We start from the raw sequence: 14,247 nt of genomic DNA, 5'->3' as shown, positions 1-14,247 counted from the left end.
CAATGGAGGTCACCCATGGAGACACAAAACGTTGAAAACATTCAGAAGGTCAATCAAACTAGCGCACAAGCTGTCGAGACAAAAGAATCCCAATCAGACATTCTAATCCGGCTTGCATCCAATGCGGACTTTTTTTCCAACGATCTTGACGTAGCTTTCGCCGCCATTGAAATCGAGGGTCATCGCGAGGTGCATAAGGTCCAAGGAAGGATGTTTCGGCTCTGGCTGACAAAATTGTTCTTCGAAGAGACGGGAAAGGCTCCGTCATCAGATGCAATCCAACAAGCCCTAGGCGTCATGGAAATGACGGCTTTCTTCAAGGGAGAGACTAGGAAGCTTCAACTCAGGATTGCCGAAAGCGACGGAAATTTCTATTACGATTTGGCAGATCCGAGCTGGAGAGCCATCGAAATATCTTCGGGAAAAGTAGAACTTTTGAGTAAGCCTCCCATCCTGTTTTACAGAACCGGGAACACAAAGGAGCAGGCCATTCCCGATTTCGACGGAAAAGTAAGCCTGATCCTGAATCATATCCGGCTGAAAAATAATCACGACAAGATTTTGTACCTAGTTTATCTGGTAACATGCCTGATCCCGAACATCCCTCATCCGATTTTGGTGGTAGCTGGTGAGCAAGGAGCCGCAAAGTCCACCATGATCCGCATGACACGTTCGATCGTCGATCCTGCCGCCCGTACGCTGCTCACTTTGCCAACCGGATTGCAGGATACGGCGCTAAGTATTGCAAATAACTATATGCCCTGCTTCGACAATCTGGATATCGTCACACGAGAGAAAAGCGATTTGCTCTGTATGGCATCGACAGGAGGTGCTTTCAGCAAGAGGGCTCTCTATACCGACAGCGAGGAATCCATTCTCGAACTGTTAAGATGCGTGACCCTAAATGGAATTAATATCGTGGCCCAGCGTGCCGATTTGCTGGACCGTTCGATCATCGCGGAGCTTCGACGCGTCGAAGAGAATGAACGGAAAGAAGAACGAACCGTTTGGGAGGAATTTGAACGAGATAAGCCGCTCATTCTTGGCGGAGCGCTGCGACTATTGGCGGAAGCAATGTCCATTTATCCCGAAGTCCAGCTTCCTAAATTGTACCGCATGGCGGATTTCACCCGCTGGGGGTACGCAATCGCCGAAGCCGCAGGGATCGGCGGGGATAAGTTTTTGGAAGCGTACAAAGGTAACCTAGAGCGGACGAACATACAAGCCTTGGAATCTCATCCCGTTGCAGCAGCCGTTATCGCTCTCCTCGACAAAAAGCCAACTTGGACGGGAAGCGTGGCTGAGTTACTCGAAACGTTAGAATTTGTGGCCATCAGGGAAAAGATCAACACTCGCGTTAAAACGTGGCCCAAGGCTTCACACGCTTTAAGCATGAGGCTGAGCGAAATCAAGTCAAACTTGGAGAAAGTAGGTATCCGATTCGACATCCGCAACAACGGTAATGCGAAGATCGTCACTTTTGAGACAGGGAGACTGTAAGCCACTCGTGCCCAAGTTCCCCCTAAACTGCCTAAAAAAGCGTCAGAAGCGTCAGTAGCGTTTCTGACTGACGCTTCTGACGCAACTTTCGCTCCCGAAGGGCTAAAAGGGTATATGTTTTCCATTCGTTACGTCGCTAATGATAAAAATCCGTCACTTCCGCTACAAAATACATGACCGAGGGTGTGTGAGATATGAACAAATTTAACTGCTGTCTGCAAACTAAAAGAATTACTGAGTACTGCAATGAGGAAGTCATCAATCATCTTCTACTAAACGGGAATATCGGAATCATCGGATACGGATTATTTTTGAAACTTGAGACCGGCGAATTTGAGCATGAGACATTCCTCTATTCATCTCCCTTGCAGGTCAAATCTGAAAAAGAGCTGAGCGATCATATTAGTTTAATTGAAGATATCCATGCCGACGGCTTCTTTCGAATTACTCTGTACGCCGACTTAATCAACGAATCCCCGGAAATTTTCAAGACGAGAGATGAGTATTTGCACATCATTATCTCTCAGCATGATTTGCAGACGTTTGAAATCGAATATAGCGAAGACGAAATCAATGACAACATTCACTATGTCATTCAACAACAAGGAGAAAATGCAGCCACGCAACGAATTCGCCAGCGAGTGAATACCAGCCTGAATTACGATATCGAATACAATTTTGATATGTCGGGAAAAGCCATGACCTTGCTCTTTATGCCCTATTTCAAACTCATCGTCGATGCCAAAACTATAGGGGACGACAACCGGAACTTAGACATAATCAATAAATTCAATGCAGGGAGAGAAGATAACGACCCAAGCAAGCTGTGCTACCACTGCTACCACGAGGAAGGGCAATATGCCTTGACTCTGAAGCAAGTGTCGTCCATCATCTCCGATTATAAAAACGGTATTGAGGACAAATTGATGCAGCTTCGTATCCCTCGTGCAAAGGTCATCTTTTGCGTAAATGAATGCTTCTGATAAGAATTTTCGCAATTAACGCAACTTTCGCTTCCGAAGGTAGAACAGGGGAACAGAGTTCCCCTGGAACACTCAAAAAAAGTTAAGGAGACATACAAATGCAATTAATTGCCGAAACTTCGAGCGTGACTGTTTCTAAGATTAACGTTCATAACCACTCAAATTGCAACGAAAGCTTGTTGGCATTCAATTGCGGTATTGTGCTTGACGTTCATTCCCGTTCATACATGAGTTTGTATGAAGTTTTTCGGATTTTTCAAAATATCGAAAAACAAGGCTTCCACATAGCTGATTTTCGTGACACCCAAGAGGGTTTTCGTATTCGGTGTGATCTCGATAAATTCTACCTTCATCCCATCCGCACCTCCTACGAGATAGTGAAAGAATATCAGCGAAATTTAGCTCTCGTCCAAGAACTAGCCACAGAGTTCAGGAATTGTGACTGGAATGTCTCCATGGTTTTCCATGACTTAAAAGAGGGCAAAGATTATCTGTTTTCGCAGAATTAGTGTCGCGAGTCAAATGCACGGCGGCACTCCATTTTCCAAGTCGGAGTAGCCTTCTCCCAAACGTTGAGTCAGAAGCAAAAATATCATCAGACCAAACCGATTGTCGCTGCTTTCAACTCTTGACGTTTCACAAGGAAGAGCTGATTAGTGGATTCTTGGACGAAATTCTTTCAGCCAATATATCAACATCCGACCTAAGATTAGGTCGAAAGCAGTACATGTAATGAGCGCAGATCGCTAACTTATAATAATACCGAGGTGGGTAAAAAATGAAGAAATTCCGCACTTACTTGCAAACTGAAGGATCTTATGGCATTGAGCATTGCAAAGAGGAAGTCATCGACCAACTTCTTTCGGACAGAAAAATCGGAATTATCGGCTACGACTTTTTCAAAAAGACTGAGAACGGCGAATTTAAGCATATAACATGGCTCTACCCGTTTCCCTTTGAGATTCGTTCAAAAGATGATTTGTCTGAGCAAATCAGCATGATCGAAGACGTCCATTCCGATGGTTCCTTCCTGATTACTCTTCACGCTGACTTAATCGGTGAATCTCCCGAGATCTTCAAAACAAGAAACAAGTACAAACATATCGTCTTCACTCCGCATTATCATCTAATTTATGAATGGGAGTACAGCGAGCATGATATCGAAGACAATATCTACTATTTCATTAAGCATCAAGGCGTGAATGCGGCTAAAGACGAGGTTCGGCAAATCTTTGATACATCGGCAAACACCAACTTGAATTACGATGTTGAATTCAATATCGATACATCAGGATCGATGATGACCATTCTCTTTATGCCCTCTTTCAAGATCGTCATTGATAATACATCGGGTGATGACAATGATTTCAGCCAAAAAATACTTGATACCTTCGATGTTCTCGATGAGGACCATGATCTGGATAAGATATGTTACCTCTGTGACCACGGGGAGGGGCAATATGCCTTTACGCTGTCCGACGTCGCCTCTGTCATCTCTGAATTTATAAGTGGAATCGAGGAGAGGTTGCTGAAAATCGGCATCCCGCAGGCAAAAGTCGTATTCTGTGTCGATCAGATGTTTTAAATTTCGCTCCTGGCGCAACCTTCGCTCTCGAAAGCCTGAAAGAGGCAACAGACTCCCAACCGCTCCTTTGCCCATATCCCAAGTGTTGCGTCAGAAGTAACCGAAGAGTCAGATCAAGCCCATTTCGCTGCTATTACTTTTGACGCTTTAATGGTTAAGAAAGGCTGATCCTACCAAATATCCGAAGAAAAGGTGATGACATGAGCTCATTTATTACCACAGAAGAAGATATCTATGCATACGAAGACGAACTCAATGATGGTAGTGTGCATATGGCCGCCGTCTTCTTCCTCGAATTACCCGTAAATCTTGTGAAGGATGTCCAGCGAATCAAAGAAGCGCTCTTGAAGCGCTACTATGGTCACTGCTCAATCTATGCCGAAGGAGATAACCTCATTTTCGAGGTAGACCGTTCCGGCTATCCCAGCATTGAGACGATCGAAGATCTGGCCGACGAAATACGAGAAATCAAAATCACCTGCGCGTATATCCTAAGAGTTCACCCGTCCAAGATCAGAATTACCCAGCAAGTGATCGAACTGGAAGAGTAAAAACCCGGTCCTCTCTCGTGCGTAATCTGCACGGGAGTGGAAATTTAACGCACACATCTAACATCCATTAAATCGTTTTTACCACCATTTGGAATATATATCATGATCTTGAACCCTACCAACTCTAGAAAGGGGCAAGACCCATGTTAACGATTCAAACTTCTGACGATCTTTGGGCACTTGAACCGCCCGTATGTCCGGAGCCACTCCGCCGCTTCTTAAGCGGGCTGCTCCAAGACCTTGAGGCCGAGGTCGATTTAGATGACAGGGAAGAGCATCTTCATCGTAATCCGATCATCTTGTGCGAACGAGGCGACTATCTTTCGGCCATAATCGTTGCAAGCCCGTTTGGACACGAGTATGTAGAGAAAATTGACATGAACGGCGTAGCGGCTTATCGGGTCGGTATTCTACTCGACAACGACAGCTTTGCCCAGTACGTCATTGCAGCTGATAATATGGACGCTGAAACTGAGCAGTGGATGAAGGAATACTGCGCTGCTACGGGAGATGGTGAACGGTGAGCAAAAAGGACGCTGCCAAACGCATCGAAATCGTCTCCCTCCGTATGGTAAGAGAGAAAACGTCACTGCTATACCCGAATCGCCTGATCCGCTCGCCTAAGGATGCCGCTGACATATTCCGTCAATTCATCGGAGATTGCGACCGGGAATCCTCCTGCATTCTTTGCCTTAACACGAAGAACGAGCCTACCGCCATTCATCAAGTATCTAGTGGGTCATTGAATGCCTCAATCGTCCATCCGAGGGAAACCTTTAAATTGGCGATTCATGCCAACTCTGCTTCTATTATTGCTTGTCACAACCATCCATCCGGTCAGCCAGACCCAAGCCCGGAGGACGTAGAACTGACGGAACGTCTGCGCGACAGCGGCTACCTTCTTGGCATCGAACTTCTAGACCATCTTATCTTAGGCGATGGCACTTTTTGCAGCATGAAGGAACGAGGGTTGATGTAATGTTCCCGAAGCACGCAAGGTACATGACCCGGGGTGTAAGAGAGACTATCAGTCTCGACATACAAGACGCCCTTTGGGCGATCATCGACCGAAACTTGGGCGAAGGCAAAGCGATGGACTACCTACAAGTTTTCTCGCTTACGATCGTCCACACTGACAACCAAATTATTCAACGCATCCGGCAGAGGCAAGAGGAGCCCGAGCGCAAGCAAAAGTATGATCTCACCGGCATCGCAGAACCAGTTTCCGGCGTCACCGTCTGGATCATTGATAGCGGAACATACTGCACGATGCTACTACCAAATGAATATTGAAACCCAGTATGAAAAAAGCCATCATTGCGCTCATCATTGCCGCCGCCAATCTGACATTTGAAATTATCGACCATTATGAGAAAAAACGCTAACAGCAGGGGGAAACAGAATGCAACTAGCAAAATATAGGACACGAATCACAAGAGATAAGCTCGTAAAATATCGACATGACCCGGACACGGTAAACTGGCAAGAGATCGAACAGATACGTGAAACGCAGGAGCAATATTATCTCCCCACCGTGGAGATGCTGGATGCCGTAATGAAAAAACATCATTCGAACTAATCTTCGTCAATTATCCGCCCCTCTGCGGAGGGGCCCAACATTTTAAAGGAGGAACACCTTACCATGTCCCAAAAAAGAGCAGCTATTTACATCCTTGTTGAAAAGCAATCTCGAGTTGAAGAAGCCATTGAACGGCAAAAAATCGCCTGCGAGCAGTACGCGGAATCCGCCCAGCTTAAAGTCGTGAAAATCTATAGCGACGTCTCTCATTCCACCACTTTGAATCAAAGGCCCATGTTTCAAAAACTCCTCTCGGAGAGCAAAAATGCGCTTTTCGATTTAATAATCGTCCAACGTGCAGACCGCATCGGCGACATGCTGGATGTAGCCATTTATAAGAAACGTCTAATGAACAACGGTGTAGATCTTGTGATAGCTGAACATACGATGAAAGAATCTCCAGAAGAGCTTATCAGAGAATCTATTCTCCAAGCTCTCATCGTCCTTTGATCAGTCGATTAGAAGAGATGAACAAGTACGCCTAGCGGCAATGAAACGTTACATGCAGAACATATTCAGTGAATTACCGCATCAACAATTGAGAGGAGAACATTAATCATGACCATCAGACGTGCAGCCTCATACGTCCGCTATTCCAGCGACAACCAGCGCGACGAATCCATAGATGCCCAAAATCGAGCTATAGAAATCTTCTGTAAACAGCAAGGCTATCAGCTTGTAAAAACCTATGAGGATCGAGCCAAATCTGCCACTACCGACAAACGTCCAGGCTTTCTTCAGATGATAGCGGATAGCGCAAGCGACATTTGGGACATCGTCATAGTCCATAAGCTTGACCGCTTTAGTCGCGATAAAAGTGACAACGCAACCTACAAAAAGATTCTTCTCAAGAATGGCATTCGGGTTGTCAGTGTCCTTGAGAATCTCGACGATTCCCCTGAAAGCATTGTTTTGGAATCAGTTCTCGAAGGCTTTGCCGCTTACTATTCGAAGAACCTCGCCCGAGAAGTAATGAAGGGCATGAAAGAAACAGCCTACCAGTGTAAGCATACTGGTGGCCTGCCGCCTATCGGCTACTCCGTCGATCCTATAACGAAGAAATACGTCGTGAACGAAGATGAGCGCGGCATCGTCGAGGCAGTTTTCTCCATGTTTCTCGCAGGCTACGGCTACAACCAGATTATCAGAGAACTAGCTGATCGAGGATACAAGTCGAGGTACGGTAAGCCAATCAGCAAAGGCACCTTAGGCACCATTCTCCGCAACGAAAAGTACACCGGAACATACATTTTTAACCTAACTGACGGAAAAGACGTGGAGGGAAAGCGGAACGGCAATCGAAAAAAAGCCGACAAGGACGTGATTCGCGTGGAAGGTGGAATGCCTGCGCTCATCTCGAAGGAAGTGTTCCAGCAAGCGCAGGAGAAGATGGACGGCAACAAGCGCCAGCCCGGAGCGTACAAAGCTAAGGAAATGTACCTCCTGAGCGGCCTAGTCGTTTGCGGGGAATGCTTAAAAAACGTCGGCACCCAATATGCCATGATGGGTAATACTAAGTGCAGCGGTCGGAACAAACTCAAATACGTCACTTATCGCTGCGGTAATCGTGATCGAACAAAGGAATGTAAGAACCCAGAGCTGCGCCGAGAGTACATCGAAAGTTACGTCATTTCCGAGCTTCAGGAGAAAATTTTCAACGAGGAAGCCATTCCAATGCTGGCGAAGCAGCTTAACGACTACCAAAAGTCCAAGGAAACGAGCGTGAAAGGCGAGAAGGAGCGACTGGCTAAGAGCCTTGAGGGCATCGAGCGTCAGATTACAAACATCATCAACGCCATCGCGAGCGGTACTTCCAACGCCACGCTGCTAGGCAAACTGGATGAGTTGGAGGGGCAAAAGATACAACTCGAACAGAAGCTGCTTCAAGCTAAGGACATAACAGAAAAAGCAGCCATCACAGAGCATTCTCTGCGACAACTGCTTTCTCAGTTCAGGGACCACGTCGAAAGGCGAGACATTCCTGAGATCAAGAAGTTCATCGCCAGCTATGTGGAAAAGGTAATTGTCTACAAAACCTTTGTAGAAGTTATCTTTAAGGTCGCTGTTGTGGATTTGATTGATGGAGGTGAGGGGAGTCGAACCCCTGTCCGAAAATATCGCAACACAGGCATCTACGGGTGTAGTCACAGTTTTGATGTCACCCGAGCAGCGCCCCGTAACCGGCTATGCGTTGGGTCAGCCTGATTATCTTCTTACGTCGACCCCAGGCGGAGACCGAACGTCGTATCCCACTATAGTTGAGCCCCTATCCCAGTCACATGGGCGATGCTGAGGAGGAGCACGCTAACAGGTTATTAAGCTGCTAAAGCGTAGTTGTTTTGTGTTTTGCCATTTAATAGGCTTTAGCGTTTTATAGTGGACGCGGCCCCACTACCCGCAACCCGTGCCCAAACTATCCCCGTCGAATCCAAGAACACCCCCGGATTGCCTTCGTTGCCGTCATCATAGACGGTGAAGGTAAAAGACGTGCAGTTGAGCCAAATTGCTTTCAAATCTTTGCTACTATATTAGTATAACACATGCTGATGAAAAATGAACGACTAGGTTCATGGAAGTCGAGGAGTTGCCTTCCAGTATGGGCTGGCCACCTATCTAGCAATCTTCTGCTTCTCACGCAGCGCACGTTGAATATCTCGCTGTGCATCCTTTTTCGCTGCAGATTCACGCTTGTCGAACTGCTTTTTCCCTTTGCCTATGCCGACCAAAAGCTTGGCATAACCATTTCGGATATACACCTTCAGTGGAACGAGAGTATAACCTTCTTGTTTTGCCTGCCCTAGCATCTTGGCAATCTGCGCCTTTTTTAAGAGAAGCTTCCGCGTCCGTGTTGGATCATCCGGATTGCTTCGGTTGCCTTGATCAAAAGGACTAATATGCATGTTGTGTACAAATGCTTCGCCATTGCGAATAGTTGAAAAGCTATCGCCTATGTTTGCTTTACCTGCCCGTAAGGATTTGATCTCCGTGCCGGTCAGGACAAGACCGCATTCATACGTTTCTTCAATAAAGTAGTCGTGTGAAGCCTTTTTGTTCTGGGCGAGCAACTTGCCATCTGCCTTTTTCGTTGCCACGTGAGATCCTCCTCCCGCACGTTCAATGCAGGTAAATACTACTACAATGTGCATCCTATTGTAGCAAGTTCATGGCCGAAAAGCAAGAAGCGGCGTTATCTCCGCCGCTTCTTATCGTCGCCGTCGTCACTCCGACGACGTCCACCCTTGGCGAGCGCGTTCACGCCGCTCGCCCAATCACTACCGCCTGTGCTGCGCTCAGCAGCAGGCGAACTGCCACGCGCTTGGGCTTCGCCCCCAAGCGCAATCCCACCGCGGCCGCGCTTGTTTTCGCCGCGGGCAGCACCGCTCTCTGTCCGCCCTGCGCCGACAGATTCAAGCCTTGCGCTCAAGCTGCCGCCTTCGCCCAGCTTAGGACCGCCCGCTTTGCCGCGGCCAGCTCCACCCTTGCCGCGTTTCTCGCTCCACGGCGTGCTAGCCTTACCGCGCCGTGACTTGCCCTGGCCTGCACCGCCCTCTGCACGCCATACTCCACCTTCTGCGCGTTCAGAACCTTCACCGCGCCCTTGCCCTGCTCCGCCTTCACCGCGCGCTGCGCGTGCTGCGGCCTCAATCCTACGGGCTGCACCACCTTCAGCACGTCCCGCTCCAGCCTCACCGCTTTGCCCTACTCTTTCAGTTCTTTCCTTATCGCTTTTCCCAGCTCTTTCCTTGCGCTCACCGCCACCACCAGCGCCCTGAGCCTTCGCACCGCCCTTGCCCTTAGCGGCAAATCCGCCCTTGCCTTTTTCAGGTTTGCCTTTATCGGATCCCCCACGGAAGCCTTTAAACCCAGCCGCACCCTTAAATGGTTTTCCACCGCGGTTTGAACTTCCGCCTCCGCGACTAAACCCGCCCTCTTTGCGAGGCTTCATATCGAGCAGTTCAAAATCAATTGTATGCTCATCCATATTGACACGAGCAACGCGAATCTTGATCTCATCGCCGATTCGATAGATCTTAGACGTACGTTCACCGATGAGAGCAAACTGTCTTTCATGGAAATTGTAATAATCGTCGGTCAAATCGCTAAGGCGAATCAAACCTTCAACTGTATTGTCGAGCTCAACGAACATACCGAAACCGGTAACACTGGAAATAATACCTTCGAATTCCTCGCCGACTTTATCCAGCATGTACTGAGCTTTCTTCAACGCTTCCGTCTCACGTTCCGCATCTACGGCCACACGCTCACGTTCCGAAGATTGCTGAGCTATATCACTCATCCGCGACGATAAGTATTCATGACGCTTATCAGACAGCGTACCGCCGCTTTCCAGCACTTCACGAATCACCCGATGAATAATTAAATCTGGGTATCGACGAATTGGCGATGTAAAGTGGGAATAGAATTCCGCCGCTAAACCAAAATGCCCCAAACTCTGCGCATCATAGCGAGCTTGTTTCATGGAGCGAAGCATAATTTTACTAAGAACCGTCTCTTCGGGAGTCCCTTTAATCTCTTCCAAAAGCGCCTGCAAAGCACGTGGATGTACGGAATTCCCTTTACCTTTAACCGAGTACCCAAAGTTCGTCACAAACTCCATGAAATTCATCAGCTTCTCAGAATCAGGGTCTTCATGAACACGGTATAAGAAAGGAACTTTCATCCATGAAAAATGCTCTGCAACTGTTTCATTCGCTGCCAGCATGAACTCTTCGATCATCATTTCAGCGACGGAACGTTCTCTTTTCACAATATCCGTAGGTTTACCTTCGGAATCAACGATAATTTTAGACTCCTCGAAGTCAAAATCAATCGCTCCGCGCTTCATCCGTCTGGAACGCAGCCTTGCAGCCAGCTCTTCCATTCGTTTGAAATCTTCCATTAAGTAGGCATATTTCTCGACAATCTCCGGCTCTGCTTCACCTGTCAGAAGCTTACGTACATTCGTATACGTCATGCGTTCACTAGTTTTAATAACACTCGTGAAAATCTCGTGGTTTACTACTTTTAAATTCTCATCGAACTCCATCTCGCAAGACATGGTTAAACGATCTACACGAGGATTGAGCGAGCATATCCCATTAGATAATCTATGAGGCAGCATTGGAATAACACGATCGGTTAAATATACGGAGCAACCGCGATTATAGGCTTCAATATCCAGTGCAGTGCTTTCCCGCACATAATAGCTCACATCGGCAATATGCACGCCCAAACGGAAGTTGCCATTTTCCAAAAGCTCCACATTTACCGCGTCATCCAAATCCTTCGCATCTTCACCATCAATTGTTACAATGCGCTTCGAACGAAGATCGCGGCGACCTTGACCAATAATTTCTTCTTCCGTAATGGAATCTGGAGCGGCATCTGCCTCCGCCAGTACGTTCTCTTGGAAAGCCTCTGGTAGTTGGTGTTTGCGTACGATAGCCAAAATATCAACACCTGGATCATCTTTGTGGCCAAGGATCTCAATAACTTCCCCTTCAGCCGCAGAACGGCCCTCTGGATAGTTAACAATCTTGACGACGACTTTTTGCCCCGTAACAGCGCCCATGAAGGCATGCTGAGGAATGAAAATATCCCGAGACACACGCTTATCATCCGCAATAACGAAACCAAACGTCTCCTGACTCTGAAAAACGCCAACAATTTGCGTATTCGCACGCGTAATAACTCGAACGACTTCGCCTTCCAACCGACCTCCGCCCTGACTCCTCGCGGTTATCTTTACGAAGACAATGTCGCCATTCATCGCAGTATTTAGATCATGAGCATTAATATATACATCCGGGTGATCCCGATCATCTGGAATTAAAAAACCGAAGCCTTTGGCATGAGCTTGCAGCTTACCTCTCACCAAATTCATTCGTTCAGGAACGCCATAGCGGTCATTTCCGCCTCTGACAATGTGACCACTTTCCTCTAATTGATTTAACAATTTAATAAAATCCTTGAACTCATTCGCACTCTCAATGCCAAAATGCTTCTCAAGTTCTTTATAGGACATAGGCTTATAAGCCTCTTCTTGCATCAAACTTATGATATCTTTATCTGTCAACATACTCTCTTCACCTTCTTGTTGTTGTTGAGCCTAGCTTTCTAATGCGCCGTACTTGTTTCCTTTACTCCATAGTATGCCACTTTCAGGGAAAGGATAAACGCAGTAATATCGGCATAGATAAGCTCTCTCTCTTGATCCAGCAGCAGTCCATGGGATGACTCTGGGTAATAACGAAGTTCTTTCACTTGTGAACTTGTGCGCTTATGTAAAAACGCTGCGCTTTCCTGATGGACCACGACGTCCTTGCTCCCTTGACCGATCCATATCGGGGCTTCAACCTCAGGCAGCAATCTTTTCACTTGTTTTAACAGCTTCAGTAGGCTTACTACGCAACGAATCGGCGTTTTGGTATATGCACATGACTCATCTAATAACGTGGAGACTTGTTTGGGCTTCTTGGCTACAAATTTGATAAAATATTGCAGCAGTAAAGCCAGCGCTAACTTTCTTGAAGTCAGAAAAATTGGCGTAGCCAGCGAAACAACCCCAGTCGCACGACGTTCCACAGCCAGTTTCAAAGCGAGCAGTCCACCCATGGAATGTCCCATAACAACAACGCTTTTGCATATAGCTGCAAGTTCGTCATAACTCTCCAGCACATGCCCATACCAATCCGTCCATCCGGTTCGTATCATTTCTTCGGGTGAGGTACCGTGTCCTGGAAGTTTGACGGCATGGATCGTATATCCTTCATCTCTGAGTATATATCCAATCCGTCTAAATTCCGAGGGTGACCCGGTAAACCCATGGATCATCAGTATGCCTGTCTCTTGATTATCTCCACTTCCTGCCCAAAAGAATGGTTCTGTCGACTTGTAAATTCTGCTCTCGATGGTAACCAGCTCCTAACACCCGTTTAAAATGAAAAAACAGCAGGAGTAGATTTCCCCTGCTGTTATCGTTTTATGTGTGTTAGGCCTTCACTACGTATGCTACGACAATGGAAAGAATGAAAAATGCAGCAGCAAGCCCCATCGTGAAACGGGACAAAAATAGTTCCAAACCGCGTGCTTTTTGCTTACCAAATAAGTGTTCTGCACCACCGGAAATGGCACCGGACAAACCTGCGCTTTTACCTTTTTGTAAAAGTACAATCGCAATTAATCCAACCGAAGCTATGATTAACAAAATTTTCATAAAGATTACCATGTTATTAGCACCCCAATTGCCTGTTCTTTGCCTTATACAACTAGCATGAGTATTTTAACACAGTTCGTCCTAGAATACAACAAAGAGCCACCTGGCGGTTCCTCTTCTAGTCACGGTAGGAAGGTGTTGGTGATTGTCGGCTGGAGCTCCTTGCACGCTTGTTTCGTCCAAGAAAAGCTTGCACAGCCTGCTTCGCACACCACAAAGCAAAGAGTGTAAATCCGATAGCCCATACGATTGCCGGAATACCGGTATGCAGTGCCAAATTGGTGGCGTCACCCGCTTGCCGTGCATTGCCCCAAGCATAGATGATCAAAGAAAATGGGCCAAACACGGACTCTTCTAAGCATAAGAAAGCGAGCAGTAAGTAATAGAAATCACTTAACCACTTTGGTGTAAGCGCCAGAATAATGATCGTCAGAGCAATGAAGCCAACTAAGAACGTGATTCCAAAACCATTTCGCACGAACAATAGTAACGAAAGACCGGATAAGAGAATCATAACCTGTAAACCTAAACGCTGCTTGCCCCTCGAATAAGCTGAGAACAGGAACCAAGCAAAGAGTGATGCTGTTATATAACCAGCTAAGGCCACCGGAATGATCGCCCATTGCTTCGTAATGGAAGAATAGGTTACTCCGCTATGATCCTGATAGAGCTCAATGTACATCACCTTTCCCGATAAGGCCAATGTGACTACAGCATGCCCAAACTCATGAACCATCGTGTCTAAGTTGCGAAAAAAAGAAGAAGGGATCCAGTGCGTGAGCAACGCGGAACCTATCAGAAATAAAATAGTTTTCACCCAATTGCTCATGCAG

General features: G+C 46.9%; 15 protein-coding genes, 1 other RNA gene and 1 pseudogene. 10 read left to right on the top strand and 7 right to left on the bottom strand.

Translation table 11 applies throughout. The annotated features are described in order from the left end of the window. Window positions 1-15: 15 nt before the first annotated feature. Window positions 16-1,500, top strand: a complete 1,485-nt coding sequence (locus G519_RS43610) for a hypothetical protein (protein WP_051253503.1) — start codon at window positions 16-18, stop codon at window positions 1,498-1,500. Window positions 1,501-1,694: 194 nt separating this feature from the next. Continuing rightward, window positions 1,695-2,483 (top strand): hypothetical protein, encoded by a 789-nt coding sequence (locus G519_RS0118725; protein WP_029196014.1) that lies wholly within the window; start codon window positions 1,695-1,697, stop codon window positions 2,481-2,483. Between the two features lie 221 nt (window positions 2,484-2,704). On the opposite strand, the gene G519_RS53015 is transcribed toward G519_RS0118725, so the two are convergent. Next, entirely contained in the window at window positions 2,705-2,836 is a 132-nt protein-coding gene (locus tag G519_RS53015) for a hypothetical protein (RefSeq protein WP_268633525.1), read from the bottom strand. 425 nt (window positions 2,837-3,261) lie between these two features. Between G519_RS53015 and G519_RS0118715 the strand changes: the two genes are divergently transcribed. From G519_RS0118715 to G519_RS49065, 8 genes and pseudogenes are all read left to right on the top strand, one after another. Beyond that, entirely contained in the window at window positions 3,262-4,068 is an 807-nt protein-coding gene (locus G519_RS0118715) for a hypothetical protein (RefSeq protein WP_029196012.1), read from the top strand. Window positions 4,069-4,268: 200 nt separating this feature from the next. After that, window positions 4,269-4,619: a hypothetical protein gene (locus G519_RS0118710; RefSeq protein WP_029196011.1), complete on the top strand. Its 351-nt coding sequence runs from the start codon at window positions 4,269-4,271 to the stop codon at window positions 4,617-4,619. A gap of 143 nt (window positions 4,620-4,762) precedes the next feature. Continuing rightward, window positions 4,763-5,143: a hypothetical protein gene (locus G519_RS0118705; RefSeq protein WP_029196010.1), complete on the top strand. Its 381-nt coding sequence runs from the start codon at window positions 4,763-4,765 to the stop codon at window positions 5,141-5,143. 44 nt (window positions 5,144-5,187) lie between these two features. Next, window positions 5,188-5,598, top strand: coding sequence for a JAB domain-containing protein (locus G519_RS0118700; RefSeq protein WP_051253505.1), 411 nt, complete (start codon window positions 5,188-5,190; stop codon window positions 5,596-5,598). After that, window positions 5,598-5,912 (top strand): DUF960 family protein, encoded by a 315-nt coding sequence (locus G519_RS0118695; protein WP_029196008.1) that lies wholly within the window; start codon window positions 5,598-5,600, stop codon window positions 5,910-5,912. The genes G519_RS0118700 and G519_RS0118695 overlap by 1 nt, the downstream gene beginning before the upstream one ends. A 109-nt stretch (window positions 5,913-6,021) precedes the next feature. Continuing rightward, window positions 6,022-6,198, top strand: coding sequence for a hypothetical protein (locus G519_RS50280; protein WP_154669587.1), 177 nt, complete (start codon window positions 6,022-6,024; stop codon window positions 6,196-6,198). A gap of 63 nt (window positions 6,199-6,261) precedes the next feature. After that, complete coding sequence (locus G519_RS0118685; protein ID WP_029196007.1) at window positions 6,262-6,648, top strand: recombinase family protein; 387 nt, start codon at window positions 6,262-6,264, stop codon at window positions 6,646-6,648. Between the two features lie 108 nt (window positions 6,649-6,756). After that, window positions 6,757-7,827: pseudogene (locus G519_RS49065) on the top strand (recombinase family protein); the annotation flags it as partial. A gap of 449 nt (window positions 7,828-8,276) precedes the next feature. On the opposite strand, the gene ssrA reads toward G519_RS49065, so the two are convergent. From ssrA to G519_RS0118655, 6 genes are all read right to left on the bottom strand, one after another. Beyond that, window positions 8,277-8,640: a transfer-messenger RNA gene (gene ssrA / locus G519_RS48470) on the bottom strand. A gap of 167 nt (window positions 8,641-8,807) precedes the next feature. Beyond that, the gene (gene smpB / locus G519_RS0118675; protein ID WP_029196006.1) at window positions 8,808-9,290 is read right to left on the bottom strand and encodes an SsrA-binding protein SmpB; all 483 of its coding nucleotides are present in this window, start codon (window positions 9,288-9,290) and stop codon (window positions 8,808-8,810) included. 95 nt (window positions 9,291-9,385) lie between these two features. Then, window positions 9,386-12,277: a ribonuclease R gene (gene rnr / locus G519_RS43600; RefSeq protein WP_084160224.1), complete on the bottom strand. Its 2,892-nt coding sequence runs from the start codon at window positions 12,275-12,277 to the stop codon at window positions 9,386-9,388. A gap of 38 nt (window positions 12,278-12,315) precedes the next feature. Further along, window positions 12,316-13,032, bottom strand: a complete 717-nt coding sequence (locus G519_RS0118665; protein ID WP_084160223.1) for an alpha/beta hydrolase — start codon at window positions 13,030-13,032, stop codon at window positions 12,316-12,318. A gap of 157 nt (window positions 13,033-13,189) precedes the next feature. Then, window positions 13,190-13,426, bottom strand: a complete 237-nt coding sequence (secG, locus tag G519_RS0118660) for a preprotein translocase subunit SecG (protein ID WP_029196004.1) — start codon at window positions 13,424-13,426, stop codon at window positions 13,190-13,192. Between the two features lie 106 nt (window positions 13,427-13,532). After that, window positions 13,533-14,243, bottom strand: coding sequence for a M50 family metallopeptidase (locus tag G519_RS0118655; RefSeq protein WP_029196003.1), 711 nt, complete (start codon window positions 14,241-14,243; stop codon window positions 13,533-13,535). Window positions 14,244-14,247 lie beyond the last annotated feature (4 nt).

Source organism: Paenibacillus alginolyticus DSM 5050 = NBRC 15375, assembly GCF_000422905.1.
Lineage (GTDB): Bacteria > Bacillota > Bacilli > Paenibacillales > NBRC-103111 > Paenibacillus_E > Paenibacillus_E alginolyticus.
This window is presented reverse-complemented; position numbering and strand designations above follow the sequence as displayed.